Raw genomic sequence first — 24,664 nt, 5'->3', positions numbered from 1 at the left:
ACGAAAATCGTCCACCTAAGACAGCGCCGTGTCGAGCGGGAAGGTTTGACCTAGACGACATTGCGAGTGGTCGCGCCAACCTTGGCATCGCTACTCCGGCAGTCCAGCCAGCCGAAGGCTCTCAGCCATAAAGTCGCGATCCTCCTGTTTTCGAAATGGCTCGATCTCGGGATACCGGCCAATGGTCATCTCGGGCATCTCGGATAGTAGCTTCTGTATCTCAGCCTTCGCCTCACCTAGATGCCCAAGGCGTGCCTGGCACATCGCCAGATAGCCATGAATGTACCAAAACGGGTGGGCCTGCCGAGAAAATGCCAAGATCGCTTCCTGATATCGTCGAAGCATTAGCAGAACCATGCCTCGAATTTCCCAGTGCCATGTCGCCGGAATTGGATCGCGTTGAAGCAACTCATCCATCGTCTTGAGCGCTATCGCGAAATCACCGTTTCGAAGAAACAACTCTGCCTGGTATGCCATCGCAGTGGCATTGGCGGGGTTTAGGCTGATGGCACGTTCCAAATGGGAGGCTGCCAACTCGTATTGCCGCTTGAGAATCAGCGCCATTCCGAGCAGCGCATGGCCAGAGGAGTCGCCGTCATCCAAGCCAATTGCGGTTCGAGCGGCGGCCGCCATTTCGTCGAGTGTGTCCGCTCGCGCGGTTCCGAGGTATTGCACGTAGAACGTGGCGGCTCGCATAGCATGAGCAACGGCATATTCAGCATCTAGTTGGAGAGCCCTCTCCACAAATGGCATCGCCCGTGGAGCGTCGTGCAGGGCAACATACTTTTTTGCCAATTGAACGCATTCGTAGGCCGCCAAGCTCGGGAGGTCCCGCTTGCTCGCATCATTGGCTATTGCCAACTGAAGTCGCGATTCGAGCGTGACAACGATGGTCCGGACAACTTCGTCCTGGACGACGAAGATATCTTCAACTTCGCGATCATAGCGTTCGGCCCAGAGTTCCTGACCAGTAGTGCTATGGATAAGTTGTGCCGCCACGCGGACGCGTTTGCCAATGCGCCTCACGCCGCCAGCTACGATATATTCGACATTCAGTGCCTTTGCGATCTCCTGAGTACCAAGGTTCTTCCCCTTGAATGAGAAAGATGAATTCCGGGCAATCACGAACAGGTTTCTGAAACGCGAGAGCTCAGTCAGAATGTCTTCCGCGATGCCTTCAGCGAAATAATCCTGCTCCGGATCTCCTCCCATGTTGGAGAAGGGCAGCACGGCTACGCTGCCTTTGGTCCGCGTCCCCGAACCGCGCACGCTGGCGGCGGCCTTGGGCAACACAGCGTCCAAAACGACATTGTACACGCGTATCGGCTGCTCGATGTTCTTGAGGCCGTGCTCGCCGGTATCGTCGAAAGCCAGTTCGAGCTTGTTGCCGACATTTTCACGAACAGAAGCGGACACCGACACGCCACCGGGCTTGGCGATGGCCTCGATTCGCGCCGCGATGTTCACGCCCTCACCGAAAATGTCATCGCCCTCAACGATGATGTCGCCAAGATTGATGCCGATGCGGAACTGAATTGGGACGCCAGCGACGAGATTGCGCTGCGTCATCGCACGTTGGATCGCCGCTGCGCATTCCACAGCGCCAACCACACTTGGAAATTCGACTAGCGCTCCGTCGCCCATCATCTTTACGATGCGGCCGTGACGCGCGGTGACAGCGGGATTGAAGGTCTCCTGCCAAACCTCCCGCAGCGCCGCAACGGTACCTGCCTCGTCGGTTCCCATCATGCTGGAGTAACCGACAACGTCGGCTGCGAGGATGGCCGATAGCCGGCGCGTCGTCTGCTGTTCCGCCATACCGATCCCACAGTCGATGTGCTGAGGAAAGTTAGACTGTACGAGCTATTCTTGGTGTCTGAAAGTCGAGATCTTGCTTTCGCGGGATCGCAGGTAAAAGTCCGGAATTCGCGCACTTGCGACTTTGGCGGCGATCCCGCCGCTAGCACCTTGAGTGCGGGGACAGGATTTGAACCTTTGCCCGCTGTGACGCTTCAGATCATGATCGAGATCGGTCACTCTGCCATCTGAGCCGCTGAGCTAATCATCGTCGCTTGTTGCGCAACCGGGCTAGGTGGCCGGCGCGGCCGGCACCCATAGCGAGCGATGCGCGCACTCCGACAGATCCCCCTAGCTTCTTCGACCGCGAGTGATCAACTCGTCCACTCTTGACAGGAATAGCTTGAGGGTCGGCGATGCGTTGGCTTTGTGATAGCCGACCACCAGATCAATCGTTGGTGCATCGCCCTTCAGGGGGCGGCTGACCACGGACCGGGGCATGAAGTTCCGAGCATAGGCCGGCAAGAACGCCACGCCCCGCGTCGAGGCGATCAGGGACATGGCCATTGCCAGATTGTCCACCTCGTGATCCGGCGTGATATTCAGCTTGGATCGCTCCAGATAGTCGTTGATGACGACCCGCAGCGCCGGCGCCGTATTCGATACGCTGACAAACGTCTCGCCGACAATGTCGCGCGGGTCGATAACATCGCGCGCGGCGAGGCGGTGATCGTCAGGCAAGACGGCGACCAGCGGCTCCTTGGTGACCAGCCTGTAGACCAGATCAGGCGTTTGTGCCTCCGGCCGCATGAAGGCGACGTCAAGTCTGCCTCGCATAAGCGCGTCGGCGAGTTGCGGCGAATATTGGCTGGAAACGGTGACCTCCATGTTGGGAAGCTCATCGCGAAGAATGCGCATGGCTTCGGGCAGCCAGTCCATCTCCTGTCCGGTCAGGAAGCCCACGGCAAAGGATGGCTTGGAAGGCTCCGCGGCGCGACGTGCCGCTTCACGGGCCGCCTCGACCTGGGCCAGCACCAGCCGGGCATGGTCGAGGAAGACGCGGCCGGCGGCAGTCAGTTCTATGCCTCGTGCCGTGCGGACCATGAGCTGGGCGCCGACCTCATACTCCAGATCACTCATCTGACGGCTCAAGGACGGCTGCGCCGTGTGCAGCCGGCGCTTTGCCGCGACCGTCAGGCTGCCCACCTCGGCGACGGCGACGAAATAACGAAGATGTCTCAATTCCATGATGGACCCCATGCCTCAGAGGCATGGGCCGCAACTTACAAAGTCTTTTTCAGTCACGCCAGCAGAACCCAAATCAGCGGAGAAGAAAACGATCTTCGCTTCCCAATCAGGCATCCGCCTTACACGGACGCCATATCTCAAAGGACTGGATATATGACCAACCCCGTTGTTTTGATCACAGGTGGACTGACAGGTATCGGACGCGCCGCCGCCGTCGCCTTCGCCAGGAAGGGTGCGAAGGTGGTCGTCGCCGGCCGGCGCGATGAGGCCGGCAGGGCGCTCGCCAAGGAGTTGCGCTCCTTCGGTTCGGAAGCTGAATTCATCAACGCCGACGTCCGCAAGGAGGATGATGTCCGCGCCCTGGTCGACAAGACCGTGGCAAAGTTTGGTCGTCTCGATGTTGCGGTGAACAATGCCGGTACCGAAGGCCAGGTTGGCCCGATTACAGACCAGACCGCCGAAAGCTATGCCGCGACGTTCGACACGAATGTTCTCGGCGTCATCCTGAGCATGAAGCACGAAGTGCGCGTGATGCAGGAACAGGGCAGCGGCAGCATCATCAACATCTCCTCTACCTACGGACATGAGGGGGCGCAGGGGGCGTCGGTCTACGTCGGCAGCAAGCACGCCGTCGAAGGCATCACCAAGTCGGTGGCGCTCGAAATCGCCAACGCGGGTATCCGTGTCAACGTTGTGGCGCCCGGACCAACCGACACCGGCATGCTGACGCGCTTCACCGGCACCCCGGAGAACAAGGCGGCTCTGGTGACAACCGTTCCGATGGGTCGTCTCGGCCTCACCGAGGAACTCGCCGACGCGATCGTCTTCCTCGCATCGGACGAAGCCTCCTTCATCACCGGCCATGTCCTCAACGTCGACGGCGGCAAGTCCCGCTGATCCTGTCCCGGGCGCGGAAGTTGCTCCGCGCCCGGCTGGCGACATCGCACTGCTTTATGAGGTAAATCCCAGTGACCCAATACACTCACCAAACCGCGCCGACCCAGATCGTGGAAGTCGGCGGCATCCGCTTCGCCTACCGCCGCTTCGGCAAACCAGGCGGCGTTCCGCTTGTCTTCAACATGCATTTCATGGGCACGATGGACCATTGGGATCCGGCGGTGACAGATGGTGTTGCCAAGGAGCGCGAAGTCATCCTGTTCGACAATGCCGGCGTCTCCAGCAGTTCAGGCGATGTTCCGGAGACGTTTGCCGAGATGGGTGCCAACGCGATTGCCTTCATCAGAGCGCTCGGGCTCAAGCAGGCCGATGTGCTTGGCTTCTCCATCGGAGGGCTGGTCGCCCAGGAAATTGCGCTACAGGCCCCGGATATCGTTCGCCGACTGGTATTGGTCGGCACTGGACCACGAAGCGGCGAGAGCATGGATACCGGTACGCCCGAAGGCGCCCAGATATTCGGTGCGACCTATGAGAACCCTGACGACCTGTGGCTTCGTGTTCACTTTACGCCTTCGCAAGCGAGCCAGGCTGCCGGACGTCGGTTTCTTAAACGCTCTCAGCTCCGCACCGAAGATCGCGATCCTCAGGTCGCCGAGATCGCTGCGCTGGCACAGCGCGCCGCTATCGCCAAATGGGGCGCCAAGCGCGAAAACGCCTGGGATTACTTGAAGGACATCAAACAGCCTGCCCTGGTCATCAACGGCAGCAACGACGTCATCATCTATACGATCAACTCCTACATCCTGCAGCAGAACCTGCCCAATGCCCAGCTGATCATCTACCCTGACTCGGCACACGGCTCTCTGTTCCAATATCCGGCGTTGTTTGTCGCAGACGTGACGCGTTTCCTGAACGCCGAGGTTCCGTTTCCAACCGAAGAGCGTAGTGCCGCGTAGTTGTTCATCAAGGCCGCCGCGCCCTCGTCGCCGGCAAAGGACGCTACCAGACGCCCGGTATCCATTTGTAGCGCACGCGCGCCGCATATTCGGCGTAGCCGGGCAGTTCGCACTGCAAGGTCGCATCCTCGAGGCGGGTGCGGATCACTAGGACGAGCGTTGCCAGTGCGACCGGCGCCAGCGCCCATAGCGAGCCCAGCGCCAGCGCCACACCGATGAAAAGAATTGTGCCGAAGACATAGCCGGGGTGGCGGACATAAGCATATGGACCGGTGGTGACCACATGGTGGTCGCGGTCGGACTGGATGCGCACGCTTGGCTCGAAATGCCGGTTGACCGCTTGCGCCCATCCGGTGCCGAGATAGCCGACAATCAGCAGCAAATGACCAAGCACAACAGCCCATGTCGGCGCCGGCGCCCCGCGAAAGCGGCCGTCGTCGAGGCCGGCCACGATCAGGATCGCCGGGAAGCTGGCGAGCAGGATCCACAGCAGCAGAATATCCCAGCTTTTGGTGCCCTTGCCGGTCGGCCGGCTGCGGGCGACGAAGATTTCGGGGTTCACGCGCCACAGCCAGATCATGGAGATGATGGTCAATATGAGAAACGCCGCCATGAACCACCAGCCATGCGGCCATTGCAGCGTGCCGGCGGACAGGAACAGCGCCGCGCCCATCAGCAGCAGGGTCACCGCAAGCGACACAACCGCCTGGATCAAGGCGCCGCGCGAGACATCGGCCATGGCCATTCTCCTTGCCGGTGGAGAATTCTATCCCAGCCAAGTCCTGTCAATCGCAGCGTCAGCCGCGCCTGCAGCTTCAGTCCTTCTTGAATTCGAATAGCTCGATGACGTTGCCCGATGGATCTTCGAGCAAGATGGCACGGCCGGCGCCGCCGTCGCTTATATCGCCGCGGAATCGTGCATGAGCCCGACGCAACCGCTCAATCAGAACGTCGAGCTCGTTCGTAACGATCATGAACCGGTTCCACCCGCCAGGCCTCGGAATGCCGCCCGCCTGACCACCGCTTCCCGCGCCTGGGGCGCTGAGATATAGCGTGAATTCGTCGCGCAACAGCGCAGCGAACTTGCCCGGATTGTGCTTGTCGACCTTGAAATCGAGATTGTCTTGATAGAAGTCGACCGCCTCGTCGACGTCGGCAACGATATATCGGACGGAAATCATTCAAACTCCTCCCGTCTCCGATAACCCGCGACGGTATATTCAGTTCCTACCAAAGGCCTGCCGCCCCTTCACATCGCGCAGAGCCCCTGGACGCGCCGTCGATGTCGTCGCGTTCAGCGGCTGAGCCCCCAAAGGTATGGATTCAGTTCGAAGCTCTTGATCAGCATCTCGGTGAGAACTCGTACTTTCCGCGCGGGATGCTGACCAGGCGGGCGGATGACATACGCACCTGCCGAAGGTGGTGGATAGCGTGTCATGATTGGAATGAGCGCGCCGGAGGCCACATGTTCATACGTGATGCAATCGGGGAGCCAAGCGATACCGAGTCCTGCCACTGCGGCGGCGGCGAGCGCCGTGGCGTTGTCGGCCTTGAACCTGCCCTGCGGCTGAACCGTGACGATCTTGTCACCATCCATGAACTGCCAGGCTTCCGTCCCCTGCATGAGTGCCTGATGGGTGACGAGTTCATCTGGCGTCTGAGGTGAACCCTGTGTTTTGATATAATCCGGACTTGCGACGAGCTTTCCATAGATCGGTCCGACGCGCTTGGCGATCAGGTTGGAGTCCTGAAGGTACCCGACCCGGATCGCGCAGTCGAAGCCCTCTGCGATGAGATCAACGAAGCGATCGCTGTAGGAGGTATGGATCTGGAGCTGCGGGTGCTCATGCGCCATTTCCGCAAGCACCGGGGCGAAGTGGGTCGGGCCGAAAGAAAGCGGCATGGCAACTCTCAGACGACCGCGCAGATCACCGGTGGGGAGGATCGTTTCCCTGGCCGTGTCGATCTCGGCGGTGGCTCGGGCTGCGTGATCCCTGAACGTGATCCCCGCTTCCGTAAGCGCGGCGCCGCGGGTCGTTCGTGCAAGAAGCTGGACGCCAAGCTCCGCTTCAACCCGAAAGAGCGCCGACTGACGATTGACTTGGAGACGCCGAGCCGGCGCGCGGCGGCCGATACGCCTCCTGCATCGGCCACAGCGACGAATGTCTGCAGATCTTCGATGTCCAATTGGGCGTTCCTCGTTTCGCGACACAGCTTGCTTGATTATGGCACTACCGCATCGCCAAGAGGAACAGCAAATTGCGCCTCAGGCAACGTCGCCTGCCGGCGCATGTCTTCCGTGAAACCCATTGCCGCCCATGGCGGCAGAGAAAGGAAGTCTTGATGACCCCTCGTAACGGCCTTGATTCGCTTCTTCGTCCTGAAGACTCGGTCCTCGTTCTGATCGACCACCAGCCTTATCAACTCGCAAACCTCAACAGCCACGACCCGCACATGGTGGTCAACAACACGACCGCGCTGGCGAAGCTGGCAAAAGCCTTCAATGTTCCGACCATTCTGACCAGCGTGATCGCGGCGCGCGGTGGACTTCTCTTTAAGCAGATCACCGACGTATTTCCGGACCAGGAAGTCATCGATCGCACCTGGGTGAACACCTGGCAGGACGAGAATGTGGTGAACGTCGTCAAGGCGACCGGCCGCAAGCAGCTGATCATCGCCGGCCTGTGGACCGAGGTCTGCGTCGCCATGCCTGCCATCCAGGCCGCCGGCGAAGGCTGGGACGTGACCGTGATCACCGACGCGTCGGGTGGGATTTCGAAAGAGTCTCACGAAGTTGCCATCCAGCGCATGATCGCGGCCGGCGCGAACGTGATGACCGTGATGGCGCTCGCTGGCGAATGGCAACGCGATTGGGCGCGCACCGAGCATGTCGAGGAGCTGACCGAGATTCTCATCCAGCACTTTGGCGGCAGCGGCGTCGCGTATCTTTGGGAGCAGCAGTTGCTCAACACGCCGGTGCCTAGCGCCGCAGGCTGATCTGAGCGGGCATGGCGGGGGCCCGACAGGCTTGAAGCGCTCGCGACTCTTGTCGGACCAAGTCATCCCCGGACGTTTTGCAGTCCCACCTTCAGGAAGACACCGATGGACTACGAAACGATCGTGCAGTCCAACCTCGAACGGGTCTTCGGCGAGCGCGATCCCGCGCAACGCATCGACCCGGCGCGCGAGAGCAGGCCGAGATCGGCGCGGCACTCTCGCCCTTTCTCGATTTAGGAACCGTCCTACCCGATCGGTCTCGCCCCAGCCAATACCGCTCATTGCACGCTTGCTTCTCGCCGTTGCTGGTACGACGAGCCTCAGAGGCAGGCGGTACCCTGAAAGGCTATTCCGAATGCGTTTGTGCCGAAGCAAGCGCCTCCAGACAGAGTGCTCCCATCATTTGGATAAGGTCCGAGACGCCCTGCGGCGGTACAGCAAAAATGGGGAGGGGATTGCGTGTCTTCTCCTGGTGCCGAACTCTTAACAAGTATCGTCTCCCTCCAGCGGAGGGCACTTTTGTAAGTCGTCCTGCTGATTTCATACTGGCCAGGCTCCAACTCGTTCGCTCCGGCCGCGAGGTAAGGATTATGAGATGGGTCAAAAGGAAAAGGATCGTTGACGATCAAGGTAGCGCCATCGTCATCATAGCCTACAATAAGGGCAACGTGTTGAGAGACGCCGGGACTGCCTCCAGACGGCGATATGCCAGCAATCATCGGGTTTCCATCGTCTATTTCCTCGACCACTTCGTCTTCTGTCAATGCACGTGCTCGATGGGTTGCGGAAACGTCGTCCGCATTCAACCCTAGGAGCGCTCTAACGCGCTTAGGATATGCTTCAATTGCTTCAACCAGTGTTTGGGCACTGCCGGCGGGTACCTGGCAAAGAGCGCAATTCGACACGCACATCTGCGCACGTGTGCCAAATGCAATTGTACCTACAATCCCGCACTGATAGTCGCCGCCGCCATTCGCGTTCGGAACGTCATAGTGCTTCATCAGCATTTCCGTCACAGCGATCCAGCACCAGACTGGGCTTTCCTGCGCTACCGGATCAATCGGGAGCGTTTCGCTTCGAGCGGGTAGCGCGAACATTGCCACGATCGTTGCAAGCATTAAAAGCCGGCTCATAAAACACCTATTGGCACGGTATAGTCGTTGGGCTGATTTGATAGCTGGTGACTGTCCACGTCTTGTTTTGGGTCGCCCGCAAGACGACTTGCTCGCTACGGCACTGTGTATCAACATGGAATCTAGTTCTGAAGAGATAGGATTGATACAGACCAACTGGGTATCCCTGCGGTGATTCAGCCCGGTTCGTTCCCACCAAGACACGTGAATCTACGGCGCCAAGTGGCTTTCGAAAGTTCTCGTAGATTGTTTTCCAGTTTTCAAAATCAGCAGGTGACTTGCCGATCACTTCCTGATCCATTTCAGCCCAGGAACCAGTTACATCTCCACTGTCGATGTCGGCGACAAATGAAAGCGCAAGAGGTTTGGCGTCAGCGCTAGGTTCAATGAGCGTCACAGCGGAGCGAGTGATCGCCGGTTCTTGAGAATATACCAAAGCCATTAGCGCCAAGGCCCCTCCTGCGCGGAGCACGCCCTTGAACCGAACCTCGATGGATCCGGGGAGCATCGCGCCAACGCCGCCAGCGGCTAAAGCGAGCGTTGTAATGAAAACTCTTGCTTGGAATGGTTCTGGGTTTGGAAAAAAGACAGCAAAAGTGAGCATTATACAAAGGAAAGCAACGCCAAACGCGAAAGCGATGGCGATGTCGATGGTTATTTGACCTTTGACAAAACGGCGTGGCGCGCGCGCGCGTACCTCAACCAAAATACACCCCCCGGTGCTATTGAATATGCAGGACGATAGCGTTTCGTAGTAGATTTACAATAGCCTACTTGGGATTTGTTGGATAAAGAGCGAGGTGTATTCCTGGATGAAATTGCGACCAGAAAATGAGGCAGCTCTGTATAGTTAATACGCAAGTAAAAGTTTTTGGCTCAAGAATGGTTTAAGGATACCAAGTTCCAAGTTTTGTTAGGCCTATGCAGTAGGCATCGAAATATTTCGCCAGAAACGGCGAAGAGCCATAATTGGCAATTCTTCAACGTTGCCTACCCGATCGGTCTCGCCCCAGCCAGATACCGCTCATTGTCGAACGGTTCGGCCTGTGTGCTGTCCGGGCTCCACATATGGCGGTGGGTTTCCGTCAGATTGCCGAGATAGACATGCAGCGCGCCGGAGCGGGCGCTGCCGGTGTTGGCGACGGCATGCACCGTGTCCGGCGTCATGTGCACCACGGCGGGCGCTGCGATGTCCTGGCGTTCCGGTGTATCGATCTCGCTGCCGTCGACGGGGTAGATGAAGTTGGTCTCGCTGCCCTTGTAGATGCCGATCAGCGCATCCATCAGATGGTTGTGCGCCGGGTACTGCAGGCCGGGCGACAGCGTGATGTGGTAGATGGTCAAGTCGGGGCTGGCGTGCAGCAGCACCTCATCGTCTTCCTCTTCATGGGCAAGCTCGCCCGAGGCGTGAAAACGGTCGGTGTGCTCGCGCAACACCGCCTTCACTCGATCGAAGGCATCAGGACCTTTGGCTGCGTTGACGATATCGGCGGTTACGGCGTAGAGAGGCGAGTTGGCGGCAAGAGGCATTGTCAGTTATCCCTCTTAAGAAGCTTAATACTTATGACTGAGATGCTCAGGCTAGCGAATGCCGGAACCAGCGTCAACTGGATCGCCCGAACGGAAGACCTGACATGATCGCCCCGAAATCCGCAGCCGCATCACCCTCGACCGCCGATATTTTGCGCAGCGAGGAGGCCTATGAGCAGCTGAAGAGCGACATCGTCGCCTGCGTATTGCGCCCCGGCGAAAGCCTGACCGAAAAGCAGATCGGCGATCGCTACCAGATCAGAAAGGCGACGATCCGCTCGGCACTTGCCCGGCTGACGCAGGAAGGGCTGATCAAGAGCGAGCCTAGGCGGGGCTATGTCATCGCACCGCTCAGCCTGCGCGACGTCAACGAGATTTTTGACGTTCGCAGCCTGATCGAGCCGGAAGTGTTCCGGGTGGCCGCGGCAAACCTCACCGAGCGTGGGCTCGACGATATCAGGCTGGCGGCGCAAAAGGTTCTAAAGCCGGAGACGTTGCGCAGCCATGTCGCCTTCCTTGCCGCCGATCGCGCCTTTCGCCTGGCATTGGCCGAGCTTTCGGGAAACCTGCGGCTGGCGCGGCTGCTCGACCAGATCCTCGACCAGTCGGAGCGCGTTCTCCATCTCGGCTTCAAATCGCGCGACTTCACGCAAGCGATCATCGGCCAGCAGAAGGAACTCGTGCTTGCCTGCGAGGTGGCCGAGGTCTCGGCCATCGCAAAGCTTGCCCGTTCGCAGTGCCTGTCGCTCAAGAAGCAGGTGCTCGAAGCTTTGCTCGCAGGCTCCAAGCTGCAGGACGCTAATCTGCAAAGCTTCGCCTGAAGCTGTGAGGCCTATGCTCTCCAGCCGCCGCTTCGCTCATTCGTCGATGACGCGGATTTCCGCGTCGGCAAGGCAATAGGGCGCATAGCGGAAATCGCGGATCTCGCTAACCTTTCCGTCCTGCCAATCGACCAGCATGAAGCCACGCACACCGCTTTCCGGCGTCTCCGGGTTGCGGATCAGGATCGCCGGCCTGCCGTCGACAAAGCCGAGCGACAGCGCCCAGTCGCTGGCGCGGTCGTAATTGCCGAAATAGATGGAAACCTGCGCCTTGCCGCGCATGCGGGTGCGGTTGACGAGGTCGAGCTGGATGTCCTCGGCAATCAAGGCGCGTACGGCGTCGAAGTCGCGCGCGTTGAACAGGTCGACATAACGGCGCAGGCGCCGCTCGTCCTCGGCGTCGAGCTTTGGGGCGGGCGTCTGTTCATCTTGTAGTGCCAGCAGTCGCAGCTGCGCCCGCCCGCGATGCAGCGCCGCCTTGGTCGCGGCCAGCGTCGCGCCCGAGACCTCGCAGGTCTCGTGCAGGCTGAGGCCAAGCACGTCGACCAGGATCACGGCACTGCGCTGCGCCGTCGCCAGCTGCATGAACCTGCGCAGGCTGGCGGCGGTGGCGAGCCTGGCATCGGCGTTTGCCGAGGGGTCTTCGATCGTCGTCATGTCGGTCTCGCTCATGCGCGCCTGCTCCCGCTGGCGCCGGCGCAGATGATCCTGCGCGGCATTGTGGGCGATGCGGAACAGCCATTGCTCGGGCCGCTCGACAGAGGCGTCGCCGTCAATGGCCTGCAGCGCCTTGATCAGCGTCTCCTGGACGATGTCCTCGCCATCGATCACCGAGCCGGCCATGCGGGCGCAGTAGCGGTGCAGCTTCGGCCGCAAGTCGCGAAGCATCGCCTCCAGTGCCGGCCGGTCGAGTTTTGCTGCGTTCATCCCGTCATCCCCAAGAGGGCCGCTCTGGCACGGCGCCAACGCCGTGCCTGTGGTTGCAATCAGGCCGGCACGACCTCGCCGGCCAGCATACGATAATTGCCGACGATCTTTGCCGGCGATCTGGCAAGCGGCGTCGAGCGGCGCCCGGCATGGTCGGCGCTGAAGGCCTTGAAGGCGGCGAGCCCGGTCAGGCCGTCGCCGTCCTGGCTGACAAGATGGACGAATTCGCCATTCTCCAGTTCCAGCACGAGGTAGCGCACGGATTGCGGCTTGGTTTCGTCGAGCGCCTCGAACACCTTTGCCACCAGCATACGGTTCTCGGCGATGCTTTCATCCTTCACGCCGTAGCGGATGAGATTGTAGCCCATTGTCGTCTCCTGTTTTTCAAGTCTGCATGGAGAAGACGTTCTGCGGCGTCGAAAAGATTCTCACCGCCGCGAATCTTTTCGATCGTCCATATCGTCTTTCCCCCGTGGACGGCTGCGCGGCAGCCAGCAGGAGCAAGGAGAGACCATCATGCACATCCAGTTTGCCGAATTGCCTGTCATCGACCAGGACCGCGCGAAGGCCTTCTACACCGAACACCTTGCCTGCCAGCTCATAGCCGACCAGCCTATGGGCGACAGCGGTTGGCGCTGGATCGAACTGGCGTTCCCCTTCGCGGTCACCAATTTGCATTTCACCAAGCGGGATGATGACGCGCCGGGCACAGAGCCGGTTCTGGTGCTGGTCGACGACAATGTCGAGGCGACGATCGCTGCATTGAAGGCGCGCGGCGTCGAAATCATCACCGAGCCGCAGGAAGCGCCCTGGCAGCCGGGCCGCACCGTCGCCGAGTTCCGCGACAGCGAGGGCAATCGCATGGTTGTCGCCAGCAAATGAGCGGCGCGCGCCAGACCGATTCCGAAAACCAACAGGAGAGATGGACATGACATACAAATCGTCGACGCTGAAAGTACCTGGCGCCAGTCTCTACTATGAGATGCGCGGCTCCGGCCCCGTGCTGTTGATCATCCCCGGCGGACCGCAGGACGCCGGCGTCTTCGCCGATGTCGCGCACCACCTCGCCGACCGCTACACGGTGGTCGCCTACGACCCGCGCGGCAATTCGCGCAGCACCTTCGACGGGGAGCCGCAAGAACAGGACCTCGACGTCCATGGCGACGATGCGGCGCGGCTGATCGAGGCGTTCGGCGCCGGGCCGGCCTATGTGTTCGGCACCAGCGGCGGCGCCCAGATCGGCCTCAACCTCGCCGCCCGTCATCCCGGCCGGGTGCGTGCGCTGGTGGCGCATGAGCCGCCCAGCATGATGCTGCTCGACGACCCGTCGCCGGCGCTGGCCGGAATGCGCGACCTCCACGACACCTATCGCAGCCACAGCGTCGAGGCGGCGATGCAGAAGTTCTTTAGCGAGAATGGCCTGTCGGAAGGGCCGGATCACGTCGACACCGGGTCGCACGATGCCGGGTCGCAGGACGGGCCGCCTTCGTTCGAACCGTCACCCGAAGAGGCCGAGACCTTTGCCAGGGTCAGCGGCAATTTCGAATACTGGCTGGCGCATGGCGTCATTCCGCTGTCGCTCTACCGGCCCGATGTCGAGGCGCTGCGCGGCCGTCCTGTCGTGGTCGGCATCGGAGAAGAATCCATCGGCCAGCCGATCGACGGCATGGGTAAGGCGCTGGCCGAGAGGCTCGGCACCAAGCGCGCAGCCTTTCCCGGCGACCATATGGGCTTTGCCCCTTATCCAGGCCGCTTCGCCGAGACCTTGCACCTGGCGCTCAGCGGCGCGTGAGATAGTCAGTTCAGTAGCAAAGGGCGTCCGCATGCATGATGCGGGCGCCCTTCTTCCATGAGATTAACCGGCTAAATACGTCAGGATCAGACTGTCTCCCAGCCTTCCTTGCCGCCGGCGCGGAAGATGGCGTCGATGACCTTCTGGTTGAGCACGGATTCCTCCAGCGTGAAGACGCGTTCCTTGCCGCCCTGTGCCGCGCGCGCAAAAGTCTCGACTTCGCGCCGGTATTGCTGCGTGCCGGGGAAGCGGAACACCTGCGCCTCGGTGTGGTTCTGGTTGTGGAGTTCGATGCGGTGATGGTCGTAGAGCCCGGCATTGAACGGCGAGAACACCTCGATGAAACCCTTCTCACCGTGGAACACCATCACCTGCCGCGCCGCCATCTGCGTCGACAGATAGAAGGACAGTTCGAAATCGCCGAAATCGGCGCGGATCGAGGAGTAGATGTCGGTGCCGAATTTCTTGTCTCGCTCGATCGTCGCTTGCACGCGCAGCGGCTCCTTGCCAGTGCAAAAGCGCGTCGACACGGTCGGATAGACGCCGATGTCGGGCAGCGCGCCACCGCCGAGATCGAGCTGGTTGCGCATGTTGGTCGGGTCGACATTGTAATAGGAGAAAGCGCCCTGCACATGGCGCAGCCGACCGATGGCGCCGTCGGCGATGAGGTCGCGCACCTTGATCCATTGCGGGTGGTAGATGACCATGAAGGCTTCGCACACCAGCACCTTTTTGGCGTCGCGCAGCTTGATCAGCGGCGCGATATCCTTGGCGTCGAGCGCCAGCGGCTTTTCCACCAGCACGTGCTTGCCGGCTTCGATGGCCTTGGCGGTCCATTCGACATGCTGCGAGGTCGGCAGCGGGATGTAGACGCCGTCGACCTCTTTCGACGCCAGCAGTTCCTCATAAGAGCCGAAGGCATGTTTGGCGCCGAACCGCTCGCCCAAGGCCTTGGCCTTCGACAGGTCGCGGCTGGCGATGGCCGACAGAACACCATTCTCGGCCTCGACGATTGCCGGCAACAATTGCTCGCGGCCGATCTTGGCCGTCGACAAAACACCCCATCGGAACATCAGGCTTCTCCTATCGATTTATAGGCGAGGAGGTTTGCCCGAATTTGGGGGAAAAGCCAATTAGCGACAGGCGCGCTAGCCCTTTTTCCCCGTCAGCGTCATGTCGAAGTCGACGATGTTCGAATAGATCGGCGTGCCGACATCCATGCCGTAGCGAGAGCGCAGCACCTTGCCGGTGACGTGGAATTTGATCGTGCCGCCCTTCAGCCCACCGAGTTCGGCTGTAAACTTTTCCGCAAACGTCTTGCCGCGCGCCGTCAGCCGGCCGCTGACCAGCGCCGTGGTATCGCTGGTGCGCGTGACGCTGGTCGAGCGGAACTGAATTTCGGGACTGTTGGCGGCGTCGAACACCGCGTCCGAGCGCAGGAAGGCGTCGATGCGGCCCTGTCCGGTGCCGACGCTTTCGGGATAGATAGTGAAGTTGACCTGCGAACGCCCGACATCGCTGTTGTCGATGCGGATCGAGCCCTTGAAGCGGCCAAATGCGCCGTCGAGGCCGCCGCCGCCGACCTTGCCGATGGAAAAGCGGATGCTGGAGCTGGCTGGATTGACCGTGTAGCTGCCGGCGGCGTCGTTAAGGTCCACCGCGGCCAGGACAGGCATGGCAAGGCAAGCGGCAACCGCCGCCAATCCGAAGATGCGCGCATACATGGGTTTTGTCCTTCTGGGGCAGGCAAAGTCCTGCGTCTTTCCTCCATGAACGAATACGCGGCGTGCCCTATTCCACATCGCCATCTGACGAAGGCGTGATCATACGCGTGAGCACGCTGTCTCGCAGCCAGAAATGGTGGCGCAGCGCCGCCAGCGCATGCAGCGCGACCAGCGCAATGCCGGCATAGGCGAGATACCAGTGCGCGGCTGCCCAGAAGCTTTCCGCGGCATCCGATTCGACGAGCGGCAGATTGGGCATCACGAACAGGTTGAACGGCATGCTGGGGATCTCCAGCATCGACACCGAAACCAGTGCCCAGCCGGACAGCGGCAGCGCGAGCTGGAAGGCATAGAGCGCCAGATGCGCCAGCGGCGCGGTGCGGCGCTCCAGGCCTCCGACCGAGGCCGGCAGTGCCGGCGCCGCATTGCCGAGCCGCCAGGCAATGCGCAGGATGATGAGGCCGAGCAGCAGGAAGCCGAAGGATTTGTGCAGCTGGATGAGCTCGAACGCGGTGCGCTGGCTGGTCAATCGTACCATGACGAAGCCGAGCGCGAACTGGCCGATGAAGATGATACCGATCAGCCAGTGAAGGACGATGGCCGCCCAGCCGTAGCGGGTTGCGTTGTTGGTGATCGATGCCTGCATGGCAAATAAACGAATGGCAGGTGGCCTTTCTTCCGTGTGAGGCGGCGACCGTCTATGAGGCGAGACAATTTCCGATGCCGGCGCCGCCCCTCATTGCCCTGCCGGGCATTTCTCCCCGTAAACGGGGAGAAAGAAGCAGAGCTGCCCCGGCACCGCTCTTTCTGCAACGCTGGTGATTGGCGAAATCATCGAGGAGAGCGTCCCTCGCCCCGTTTACGGGGAGAGGATGCCGGCAGGCAGGTGAGGGGCAGCGCTGACGTCGGCTGTGTGAGTTCAAGCCGAAGCGACCATTTCGCTCCTACTCGCTCTCATCCACCGACCCTGAAGAAATCGACAAACGCCCGCAGCGCCGGGCGCATCTGGCGGCGGCTTGGGTAGTAGACGAAGAAACCGTCGAAGGGCGGGCACCAGTCTTCCAGAACGCGGATCAGCCGGCCGTCGGCGAGCGGCGCGCGGACATAATCCTCGAAGACGAAGGCGAGCCCGGCGCCGTCGACCGCTGCCTGGGCGATCAGATGGTCTTCGTCGAGGATCAGCGGCCCTTGAGCGGCGAATTCGATCGCTTCGCCATCCTTTTCGAATTCCCAGCGGTAGAGAATGCCGCTGGAAAAGCGGAAGCGGATGCAGCGGTGATCGGCAAGATCGCGCGGATGCTGCGGTCTAAGCATGGTCGCGAAATAGGACGGCGCGCCGACCACGGCGCCGCGAAGGTCTGGTCCTATGCGCACCGCGATCATGTCGCGCTGCAGGCTCTCACCGAGCCGCACGCCGGCATCGAAGCCGCCTTCGACGACATCGGTGAAGCGATCCTCGATGACGATTTCCAGCACGATATCGGGATAGGCCGATGCAAAGGCGCCGAGCCGTGGTGTCAGCACCAGATGGGCGGCGGTGCGCGGCACGCTGAGCCTGAGATTGCCGGCCGGCTGGTCGCGCGCCTCGATCGCCGTTTCCAGCGCCAGATCGATCTCCGACAGCGCCGGCCGCAGCCGCTCGAGCAACTGCGCACCCTCCTCGGTCGGCGCTACGCTGCGCGTACTGCGCGCCAGCAACCGCACGCCAAGCCGCGCCTCCAGGCTGGACACCGCATGGCTGACCGCCGATGGCGCAATGGCCAGTTCCCTGGCGGCGCCGCGAAAGCTGCCGCATTGGGCGACGGTGGCCAGCACCGCCAGTTGCGAAAGATGAGCGCGATTCATTGATCTATCTCTTGGAACAGCCTGTACGAATAAGAGGCGATTATCGAACATGGTTCAAGGCATTACCTCAGTCGCATCGCAACAAGGAGACACGTGATGCAAACCCGCAAGCTAGGAACAGAATTGAAGGTCTATCCCGTCGGCCTCGGCTGCATGGGCATGAGCTTCGCCTATGGCGGTCAGGCAGAGGCCGACGCAATCGCCACGCTGCGCCGCGCCGTCGACATCGGCGTCACCTTCTTCGACACGGCCGAAGTCTACGGCCCCTATGAGAACGAGATTCTGCTCGGCAAGGCGCTGAAGCCTGTGCGCGACAAGGTCACGATCGCCACCAAATTCGGCTTCAAGATTTCCGAGGAAGGCTCAGGCATCGAGCGCATGGTCGGCGTCGACAGCCGCCCTGAGCACGTCAAGGCGGTGGCGGAAGCCTCGCTGAAGCGGCTCGATACCGATGTCATCGACCTCTACTACCAGCACCGCGTCGATCCCAACGTGCCGATCGAGGACACGGTTGGCGCCATGGCCGAACTGGTGCGCGAGGGCAAGGTGCGGGCGCTGGGCCTGTCGGAGGTCAGTGCCGCCACCATCCGCCGGGCGCACGCCGTGCATCCGATCGCTGCCGTGCAGAGCGAATATTCGCTGTGGAGCCGCGACCCCGAAGACGAGGTGTTCGATGTCTGCCGCGAACTCGGCATCGGCTTCGTCCCTTACAGCCCGCTCGGCCGCGGGCTGCTCACCGGCACCATCGCCAAGCCAGAAACCTTGAGCGACGACGACTGGCGCCGCACCTTGCCGCGCTTCCAGGCAGACGCCATGGCCGCCAATGCCAAGGCCATCGCGACGCTGGAAAAGCTGGCAACGGAAAAGGGCGTGACCTCGGCGCAGCTGGCGCTCGCCTGGGTGCTGCACCAGGGCGATTTCATCGTGCCGATCCCCGGCGCACGGAAAATCCGCCATCTCGAGCAGAACACGGCGGCGGCGGGGATCGAACTGAGCGCGGCTGAAGTGGCGGCGATCGGCGATGCGCTGTCGCCCGACAAGGTGGTCGGCAAGCGCTACCCGGAGGAGTTGCTGGCGCTGGTGAATGGCTAGGCCTTCAACATCAGCTTGCGTTGAGACGCTGGCGGGACAGCGCCCCCCTCTGTCCTGCCGGACATCTCCCCCACGAGGGGGGAGATTGGATGTCGCCCCGGCTTTCGCTAATCGCCGACGTTGGAGAAATGGGCGGGGGCGCCGAAGCCGCTAATCTCCCCCCAAGTGGGGGAGATGTCCGGCAGGACAGAGGGGGGCGCCTCGCGCCGACATTTCTTATCTCCGAGCCCCCTACCAAGGCACCACCGTAATCTCCGGCCAGCACTCCTTCGCCCGCGCCCCCTTCGCCTCATGCGTGCGCTGATTATCCGTCACCCGGTTCGGTGTGATGCGAAACGAAAAGAGGTCATCCAGCCCGAACGGCGCCACCAGCTCCAGCTGCCCGCCGGCATCGTATCGAACCCCGACCGCATGCGTCTTCGAGGCAAAATGGCTGATGGGTTCGCTGGAACTCGTATAGCGCGGGCAGGGCTGCCCGAATTTCTGCGGATACCACAGATGCACCCGCGCCTGGTTGCGCACCTCGACCGGCAGCGCCAGCCCTTTGAAATGCGGCGCCGCCCGGCGGATAACCGCGTCCTCGGCCTCGTAGGACAGGTCGCTGTCATCGAAGTAGAATAGATCAACGTCCTTGATGCCGTAGCCCGAAGGCTTGCCGGTCAGATGGTTCCAAACGCTGTTGTAGAGCGCGCCGGACACCACCAGCCAGTCCGGCAGGTTGAGCGCGCGAGCCCGCGTCAGCGCGTCGCGGACCAGCGGGTCGGCCGACACGATATCGAAAAAAGCGGCCCGTTGCGTTTCGAATGGCAGCCCGGAATAGCGCAAATGGTCCATCGCCCTTTGGAGGGCGATTCGCCATTGCTCGGCAATCCCTTCGCCGCTCTACGTCCTCAGCACGCCGCCCGTCTGCTTGCCGACATTGTCGACGATGCGCTTGGCCAGCGCCTCGAAATCCTCGTCGGTCAGCGTCTTTTCGACCGGCTGGATCGAGACTTCGATGGCGATCGACTTCTTGGCGGCACCGAGCGATGCGCCTTCGAAGACGTCGAACACCGAAACGCCGGTGACCAGCTTCTTGTCGGCGGCCAAAGCCGCGCGTACCAGCGTGCCGGCTTCCACCGTCTTGTCGACGACGAAGGCAAAATCGCGCTTCACCGCCTGGAAGGCGGAAAGCTCCAGCTTCGGCTTGGTCTTCGTCGGCTTGGCCTTCGGCTCCGGCACGGCGTCGATATAGACCTCGAAGCCGCAGAGTGGCCCGGAAACGTCGAGCACTTCCAGCGTCCTCGGATGGAATTCGCCGAATGTGCCCAGCACCGTCTTCGGCCCGAGCTTGATCGTGCCGGAGCGGCCGGGATGATACCAGGCCGGGCCGCCGGGCTCGATCTGCAGCCGGTCGACCGGGGCGCCGCAGGCCTCGAGCGCGGCAATCGCGTCGGCCTTGGCGTCGAACACGCCGACCGGGCCCGAATTGCCGGCCCAGCTGCGGCCGGAGCCGTCGAGCTTTGCCGTGCCGCGGCGCACGCCGGCGGCAACGCGCCGCTGCTGGTCGGGGCCGTCGCCCTCATAGGTGCCGGAGACCTCGAACAGCGCGACGTCGCCAATGCCCTTGTCGGCATTGCGCTGCGCGGCCGTAATCAGGCCCGGCAGCAGCGAAGGCCGCATATCCGACATATCGGCGGCGATCGGATTGGCGAGCTTCAGCGCCGTCTGGCCGCCGCCGAACAGTTCGGCGTGCCTGGCCGGAATGAACGACCAGGTGACGGCCTCCATCATGCCGCGCACGGCAAGCGAGCGCTTGGCGGTGCGGGTGCGGACCTGCAGCGTGGTCAGAATCTTGGAATTGACCGCGTCATGGGCACCCAGCGGTTGCGGTGCGATGTTGTCGACGCCGTGGATGCGCATGATCTCCTCGACAAGGTCGGCTTTGCCATCGACATCCGGCCGCCACGACGGAACCTTGACGTCGACAATATCGCCCGAACCCCGCGGCGCGAAGCCGAGACGCGACAGGATGTCGAGGCTTTCCGCCCTGGGCACCTCGATGCCGGTCAACCGCTTCACCTCCGACAGCGGCAAGGACACGATCTTCGGGCTATGGCCAGCGTAGCCGGCGACCTCGATCTCGCTCGGCGTGCCGCCGCAGAAATCGAGCACCAGCTTGGTCGCCAGCTCGACCCCTGGAACCATGAACTCAGGATCGACGCCGCGCTCGAAACGGTAGCGCGCATCGGTGATGATGCCGAGCGTGCGGCCGGTGCGCGCGGTGGTGATCGGGTCCCAAAGTGCCGATTCGATCAGCACGTCGGTGGTGTTCTCGTCGCAGCCGGAATGTTCGCCGCCCATGATGCCGGCGATCGATTCGACGCCGTCGTCGTCCGCGATCACGCACATTTCCGGCGTCAGCGTGTATTCACGCCCGTCGAGCGCCTGCACCTTCTCGCCGTCCCGCGCGCGGCGCACGGTGAGGTTTCCGGCGACCTTCGCGGCATCGAACACATGCAGCGGCCGGCCGCGGTCGAAGGTGACGTAGTTGGTGATGTCGACCAGGGCACTGATCGGCCTCAGCCCAATGGCGATCAGCCGCTGCTGCAGCCATTTCGGCGACGGGCCGTTCTTGACGCCCTTCACCAGCGCTAGCGCGAAGCCCGGGCAGAGCTCCGGCGCCTCGATCGTCACCTTGACAGGACACAAGCCGTCGCCGACATGCGGCATGATCCCACCGCCGGTGAGACGGCCAAGGCCACTTGCCGCCAAATCCCTGGCGATGCCATACACACTTGTCGCGTCCGGCCGGTTCGGCGTCAGATTGATCTCGATCACCGGATCGTCGAGATGCGCATAGGCGGCGAAGCTGGTGCCGACAGGCGCATCGGCGGGCAGGTCGATAATGCCGCTATGCTCGTCGGACAACTCCAGCTCGCGCTCGGAGCACATCATGCCGCGGCTTTCGACGCCGCGGATCTTGCCGACGGTCAGCGTCACATCGATGCCGGGCACATAGGTGCCAGGCGCGGCGAAGGCGCCGATCAGGCCGGCGCGGGCATTCGGCGCGCCGCATACCACCTGGACAGGGGCCTTGCCGTCACCGGTGTCGACCGTTAGCACCCGCAGCCGGTCGGCATCGGGATGCTGGACGGCCGTCAGCACTTTGGCGATGACGAAGGGCTTCAGGCTGGCCTTGTCGTCGACATGCTCGACTTCGAGGCCGATCGAAGTCAGCCGCTCGACAATTTCGGCGAGCGTGGCGTCGGTCTCCAGATGATCCTTGAGCCAGGAGAGGGTGAGTTTCATCACTGTGTTCCGTTTTGTCTGTACCCGTCAGGTCTGGGTACGCTTGTCTTCAAATGGCGCGGCAGGTCGTCGGGCATATGCAGGAAAGGCAGCTGCTCGCGCACATAGGCATGGTGCGTCGGCCGGAAATAGGCCGGCATGTCCATGGCGCCGAGCATGAAATAGATATGGTCTTCCAGCCGCTCATCGACATAGGCGATCGGCGAGCCGCAAATGCCGCAGAACGAGCGCGTCACCGGCCCGTTCTCATACATCTTCAGCGCCTTGCCGGTGAAAGCCACCTGCTCGGTCAGAAAGCCGACAAAGGCCGATACCGGCGCGCCGCTGGCCCGCCGGCAATCGCCGCAATGGCAATAGCTGACATGGTGCGGTTCGGCCGAAGCCTCGAACCGCACCGCGCCGCAGCGGCAACCACCGGTGTGTGGCGCCGTCATGCGGAGAGCCCTCCGAACAGTGTCGGCATGTCCAGCGGCCTGAAGCCGTAATGCGACAGCCAGCGCACGTCGGCGTCGAAGAAGGCGCGCAGGTCCGGCATGCCGTATTTCAACATGGCGATGCGGTCGATGCCCATGCCCCAGGCAAAGCCCTGATATTCGTTGGGATCGAGCCCGCCGGCGCGCAGAACATTGGGGTGCACCATGCCGCAACCGAGGATCTCCATCCAGTCGGAGCCTTCGCCGAAGCGCACTTCGCCCGGCTTCGAGCGGTCGCACTGGATGTCGACCTCGAGGCTCGGCTCGGTGAACGGGAAGTAGGACGGCCGGAAGCGCATCTTCACCTGCGGCACCTCGAAGAACGCCTTGCAGAACTCCTCCAGCACCCACTTCATGTTGGCGACGTTGGCCGACTTGTCGATCACCAGCCCCTCGACCTGATGGAACATCGGCGAGTGGGTGGCGTCCGAATCCTGCCGGTAGGTCTTGCCGGGGATGACGATGCGGATTGGCGGCTTCTGCTTCTCCATGGTGCGGATCTGCACGGGCGAGGTGTGCGTGCGCAGCAGCTTGCGCTCGCCCTTCTCGTCCGGCTGGAAGAAGAAGGTGTCGTGCATCTCGCGCGCCGGATGCCCTTCGGGGAAATTCAGCGCGGTGAAATTGTAATAGTCGCTCTCGACGTCAGGGCCTTCGGCGATGGCGAAGCCGAGATCGCCGAAGATCGCCGCGATCTCGTCGATGACCTGGCTGATCGGATGGATGCGGCCGCGCTCGGCCGGTGACTGCCGCACCGGCAGCGTTACGTCGACCGTTTCGGCGGCGAGCCGGGCAGTGACCGCCACGTCCTTCAGTTCGGCCTTGCGTGCCGTTAGCGCCTCGGTGACGCGGTTCTTCAGGCCGTTGATCGCCGGGCCCTTGACCTGCCGTTCCTCGGCGCTCATCGCGCCCAGCGTCTTCAGCATTTCGGAGACCGAGCCCTTCTTGCCGAGTGCGGCAACGCGAACCGCCTCGATCGACGCCTCGTCGCCGGCCGATGCGATGTCGGCCATCAGGGAGTTTTCGAGAGTATCCATGTCACTCATGTTCCGGATCCGATTGGAGCAATTCCAGGAAAAGTGTGAAACGGTTTTCCGTCCGGAATTGCGCAAAAACAAAGACGCTCTAGGCAAAAGAAAAACCCGCGCCAGCCGTGCCAGCGCGGGTTCCCCAAATCAAGTGTTGAATAGCTTGGGAAGCGCTGGTCTTAGGCGACAGCGCTTTCAAAAGCATTCGGCGTGGTGTTCTTCAGATATTCGAGCGCGACCTTGGCCTTGGCGACCAGAGCGGCGAAAGCCTGCGGCTCATGGATGGCCATGTCGGACAGGATCTTGCGATCGATCTCGATACCGGCCTTGTTGAGGCCGTCGATGAAGCGGCCATAGGTCAGGCCATGTTCGTGGGTCGCGGCGTTGATGCGCTGGATCCACAGTGCGCGGAACGAGCGCTTGCGGTTCTTGCGGTCGCGGTAAGCGTATTGCAGCGACTTTTCGACCGCCTGCTTGGCGATGCGGATGGTGTTCTTGCGGCGGCCGTAGAAGCCTTTCGCGGCTTTCAGGACCTTCTTGTGCTTGGCGTGCGAGGTGACGCCTCTCTTTACGCGTGCCATGTCATGATCTCCTTAAAAACGCTGTTCCGACCGAATGCTCAGAGGCCGTTCGGCAGAAAATTCTTGATGACCTTCTTGCCGTCCGGTTCAGCCAGAACCATCGTGCCGCGGGCATTTCGAATGAACTTGTTGGAACGCTTGATCATGCCGTGACGCTTGCCGGCCGCAGCCGACAGGACTTTACCCGTACCTGTGATCTTGAACCGCTTCTTGGCGGCCGATTTGGTCTTCATCTTGGGCATTTTGCTACTCCGTATTGGTGGCGCACAATCGCGCTTCTTGTTCGCTTCGGGCGGACCAAAAGCCCGAAAAGCAAATGAAACCGCCACGGCATGCCCTGCCGGGCGGTTTTTTGGAACGCGGTCCTATACGTCAAAGCAGGCGCGCGCGCAACACCTCAGGCGCTGCGTGTCGTAAGCACACGAGTTGTCCGGATTAGGTAGCAGATGAGTTGTCCGGTTTTATCGCCAGCGAACGGAGGCTGGGGATGAGACGGGCAGCATGGCTACAGGACCGGAGAATGCGGAAGTTTCGG

At 61.7% G+C, this 24,664-nt stretch carries 27 protein-coding genes and 1 pseudogene; 8 read left to right on the top strand and 20 right to left on the bottom strand.

The window, feature by feature from the left end:
- Nucleotides 1-90: 90 nt before the first annotated feature.
- Entirely contained in the window at nucleotides 91-1,818 is a 1,728-nt protein-coding gene (locus tag H0241_RS21235; RefSeq protein WP_181059806.1) for an adenylate/guanylate cyclase domain-containing protein, read from the bottom strand.
- 330 nt (nucleotides 1,819-2,148) lie between these two features.
- Nucleotides 2,149-3,045 carry a LysR family transcriptional regulator gene (locus tag H0241_RS21230; protein ID WP_181059805.1) on the bottom strand — a complete coding sequence of 299 codons (897 nt, stop codon included), beginning with the start codon at nucleotides 3,043-3,045 and terminating at the stop codon, nucleotides 2,149-2,151.
- A 153-nt stretch (nucleotides 3,046-3,198) separates the two neighbouring features.
- Between H0241_RS21230 and H0241_RS21225 the strand changes: the two genes are divergently transcribed.
- Nucleotides 3,199-3,942: an SDR family NAD(P)-dependent oxidoreductase gene (locus H0241_RS21225; RefSeq protein ID WP_181059804.1), complete on the top strand. Its 744-nt coding sequence runs from the start codon at nucleotides 3,199-3,201 to the stop codon at nucleotides 3,940-3,942.
- Between the two features lie 71 nt (nucleotides 3,943-4,013).
- Nucleotides 4,014-4,898 (top strand): alpha/beta fold hydrolase, encoded by an 885-nt coding sequence (locus H0241_RS21220; RefSeq protein ID WP_181059803.1) that lies wholly within the window; start codon nucleotides 4,014-4,016, stop codon nucleotides 4,896-4,898.
- Between the two features lie 43 nt (nucleotides 4,899-4,941).
- Here the strand turns inward: H0241_RS21220 and H0241_RS21215 are convergent, their stop codons facing one another.
- From H0241_RS21215 to H0241_RS21205, 3 genes and pseudogenes are all read right to left on the bottom strand, one after another.
- On the bottom strand, nucleotides 4,942-5,643 hold the full coding sequence (locus H0241_RS21215) for a methyltransferase family protein (protein WP_181059802.1): 702 nt from the start codon (nucleotides 5,641-5,643) through the stop codon (nucleotides 4,942-4,944).
- A 70-nt stretch (nucleotides 5,644-5,713) separates the two neighbouring features.
- Nucleotides 5,714-6,079: a VOC family protein gene (locus H0241_RS21210; RefSeq protein WP_181059801.1), complete on the bottom strand. Its 366-nt coding sequence runs from the start codon at nucleotides 6,077-6,079 to the stop codon at nucleotides 5,714-5,716.
- 113 nt (nucleotides 6,080-6,192) lie between these two features.
- A pseudogene (locus tag H0241_RS21205) lies at nucleotides 6,193-7,085 on the bottom strand (LysR family transcriptional regulator).
- Nucleotides 7,086-7,241: 156 nt separating this feature from the next.
- Between H0241_RS21205 and H0241_RS21200 the strand changes: the two are divergent.
- Together H0241_RS21200 and H0241_RS36140 are read left to right on the top strand one after the other, a co-directional pair.
- Nucleotides 7,242-7,895, top strand: coding sequence for a hydrolase (locus H0241_RS21200; protein WP_181059800.1), 654 nt, complete (start codon nucleotides 7,242-7,244; stop codon nucleotides 7,893-7,895).
- Between the two features lie 105 nt (nucleotides 7,896-8,000).
- The gene (locus tag H0241_RS36140) at nucleotides 8,001-8,132 is read left to right on the top strand and encodes a hypothetical protein (RefSeq protein ID WP_268926426.1); all 132 of its coding nucleotides are present in this window, start codon (nucleotides 8,001-8,003) and stop codon (nucleotides 8,130-8,132) included.
- Between the two features lie 83 nt (nucleotides 8,133-8,215).
- Here H0241_RS36140 and H0241_RS21195 read toward each other — a convergent pair whose 3' ends face one another.
- From H0241_RS21195 to H0241_RS21185, 3 genes are all read right to left on the bottom strand, one after another.
- Nucleotides 8,216-9,013: a C39 family peptidase gene (locus H0241_RS21195; protein WP_181059799.1), complete on the bottom strand. Its 798-nt coding sequence runs from the start codon at nucleotides 9,011-9,013 to the stop codon at nucleotides 8,216-8,218.
- Nucleotides 9,014-9,035: 22 nt separating this feature from the next.
- The gene (locus H0241_RS21190; protein WP_181059798.1) at nucleotides 9,036-9,734 is read right to left on the bottom strand and encodes a DUF4019 domain-containing protein; all 699 of its coding nucleotides are present in this window, start codon (nucleotides 9,732-9,734) and stop codon (nucleotides 9,036-9,038) included.
- 284 nt (nucleotides 9,735-10,018) lie between these two features.
- Entirely contained in the window at nucleotides 10,019-10,558 is a 540-nt protein-coding gene (locus H0241_RS21185) for an autotransporter (protein ID WP_181059797.1), read from the bottom strand.
- Nucleotides 10,559-10,662: 104 nt separating this feature from the next.
- On the opposite strand from H0241_RS21185, the gene H0241_RS21180 reads away from it, so the two are divergent.
- A complete protein-coding gene (locus tag H0241_RS21180; RefSeq protein WP_181059796.1) occupies nucleotides 10,663-11,379 on the top strand; it encodes a GntR family transcriptional regulator in 717 nt (238 codons plus the stop codon).
- 36 nt (nucleotides 11,380-11,415) lie between these two features.
- On the opposite strand, the gene H0241_RS21175 is transcribed toward H0241_RS21180, so the two are convergent.
- Both H0241_RS21175 and H0241_RS21170 read right to left on the bottom strand, forming a co-directional pair.
- The gene (locus tag H0241_RS21175; protein WP_181059795.1) at nucleotides 11,416-12,306 is read right to left on the bottom strand and encodes a sigma-70 family RNA polymerase sigma factor; all 891 of its coding nucleotides are present in this window, start codon (nucleotides 12,304-12,306) and stop codon (nucleotides 11,416-11,418) included.
- Between the two features lie 59 nt (nucleotides 12,307-12,365).
- Nucleotides 12,366-12,674: a hypothetical protein gene (locus H0241_RS21170; protein WP_210285023.1), complete on the bottom strand. Its 309-nt coding sequence runs from the start codon at nucleotides 12,672-12,674 to the stop codon at nucleotides 12,366-12,368.
- 148 nt (nucleotides 12,675-12,822) lie between these two features.
- Between H0241_RS21170 and H0241_RS21165 the strand changes: the two genes are divergently transcribed.
- On the top strand, nucleotides 12,823-13,188 hold the full coding sequence (locus H0241_RS21165; protein ID WP_181059794.1) for a VOC family protein: 366 nt from the start codon (nucleotides 12,823-12,825) through the stop codon (nucleotides 13,186-13,188).
- 46 nt (nucleotides 13,189-13,234) lie between these two features.
- The gene (locus tag H0241_RS21160) at nucleotides 13,235-14,098 is read left to right on the top strand and encodes an alpha/beta fold hydrolase (RefSeq protein ID WP_181059793.1); all 864 of its coding nucleotides are present in this window, start codon (nucleotides 13,235-13,237) and stop codon (nucleotides 14,096-14,098) included.
- Between the two features lie 86 nt (nucleotides 14,099-14,184).
- Here H0241_RS21160 and H0241_RS21155 read toward each other — a convergent pair whose 3' ends face one another.
- From H0241_RS21155 to H0241_RS21140, 4 genes are all read right to left on the bottom strand, one after another.
- Complete coding sequence (locus H0241_RS21155; protein WP_181059792.1) at nucleotides 14,185-15,171, bottom strand: Gfo/Idh/MocA family protein; 987 nt, start codon at nucleotides 15,169-15,171, stop codon at nucleotides 14,185-14,187.
- Nucleotides 15,172-15,246: 75 nt separating this feature from the next.
- Entirely contained in the window at nucleotides 15,247-15,822 is a 576-nt protein-coding gene (locus H0241_RS21150) for a YceI family protein (RefSeq protein ID WP_181059791.1), read from the bottom strand.
- 67 nt (nucleotides 15,823-15,889) lie between these two features.
- Nucleotides 15,890-16,468, bottom strand: a complete 579-nt coding sequence (locus H0241_RS21145; RefSeq protein WP_181059790.1) for a cytochrome b — start codon at nucleotides 16,466-16,468, stop codon at nucleotides 15,890-15,892.
- 308 nt (nucleotides 16,469-16,776) lie between these two features.
- Nucleotides 16,777-17,667, bottom strand: a complete 891-nt coding sequence (locus H0241_RS21140; RefSeq protein ID WP_181059789.1) for a LysR family transcriptional regulator — start codon at nucleotides 17,665-17,667, stop codon at nucleotides 16,777-16,779.
- 96 nt (nucleotides 17,668-17,763) lie between these two features.
- Between H0241_RS21140 and H0241_RS21135 the strand changes: the two genes are divergently transcribed.
- Nucleotides 17,764-18,759, top strand: coding sequence for an aldo/keto reductase (locus H0241_RS21135; RefSeq protein WP_181059788.1), 996 nt, complete (start codon nucleotides 17,764-17,766; stop codon nucleotides 18,757-18,759).
- A gap of 231 nt (nucleotides 18,760-18,990) precedes the next feature.
- On the opposite strand, the gene H0241_RS21130 is transcribed toward H0241_RS21135, so the two are convergent.
- The 6 genes from H0241_RS21130 to rpmI form a co-directional block, all read right to left on the bottom strand.
- Nucleotides 18,991-19,593, bottom strand: coding sequence for a nucleotidyltransferase family protein (locus H0241_RS21130; RefSeq protein ID WP_181059787.1), 603 nt, complete (start codon nucleotides 19,591-19,593; stop codon nucleotides 18,991-18,993).
- 48 nt (nucleotides 19,594-19,641) lie between these two features.
- The gene (gene pheT / locus H0241_RS21125) at nucleotides 19,642-22,050 is read right to left on the bottom strand and encodes a phenylalanine--tRNA ligase subunit beta (RefSeq protein WP_181059786.1); all 2,409 of its coding nucleotides are present in this window, start codon (nucleotides 22,048-22,050) and stop codon (nucleotides 19,642-19,644) included.
- Nucleotides 22,050-22,484: a GFA family protein gene (locus tag H0241_RS21120; protein ID WP_181059785.1), complete on the bottom strand. Its 435-nt coding sequence runs from the start codon at nucleotides 22,482-22,484 to the stop codon at nucleotides 22,050-22,052. Before H0241_RS21120 ends, pheT begins: the two co-directional genes overlap by 1 nt.
- Nucleotides 22,481-23,566, bottom strand: coding sequence for a phenylalanine--tRNA ligase subunit alpha (pheS, locus tag H0241_RS21115; protein WP_181059784.1), 1,086 nt, complete (start codon nucleotides 23,564-23,566; stop codon nucleotides 22,481-22,483). The genes H0241_RS21120 and pheS overlap by 4 nt, the downstream gene beginning before the upstream one ends.
- A 161-nt stretch (nucleotides 23,567-23,727) precedes the next feature.
- Entirely contained in the window at nucleotides 23,728-24,129 is a 402-nt protein-coding gene (rplT, locus tag H0241_RS21110) for a 50S ribosomal protein L20 (RefSeq protein WP_006201247.1), read from the bottom strand.
- A 38-nt stretch (nucleotides 24,130-24,167) separates the two neighbouring features.
- Nucleotides 24,168-24,371 carry a 50S ribosomal protein L35 gene (rpmI, locus tag H0241_RS21105; RefSeq protein WP_006201248.1) on the bottom strand — a complete coding sequence of 68 codons (204 nt, stop codon included), beginning with the start codon at nucleotides 24,369-24,371 and terminating at the stop codon, nucleotides 24,168-24,170.
- Nucleotides 24,372-24,664 lie beyond the last annotated feature (293 nt).

Origin of the sequence: Mesorhizobium neociceri (assembly GCF_013520985.1) — a bacterium.
In the GTDB taxonomy this organism is placed as follows: Bacteria; Pseudomonadota; Alphaproteobacteria; order Rhizobiales; family Rhizobiaceae; genus Mesorhizobium; species Mesorhizobium neociceri.
The sequence above is the reverse complement of the archived record's forward strand: the minus strand, read 5'-3'. Positions and strand labels throughout refer to the sequence as shown.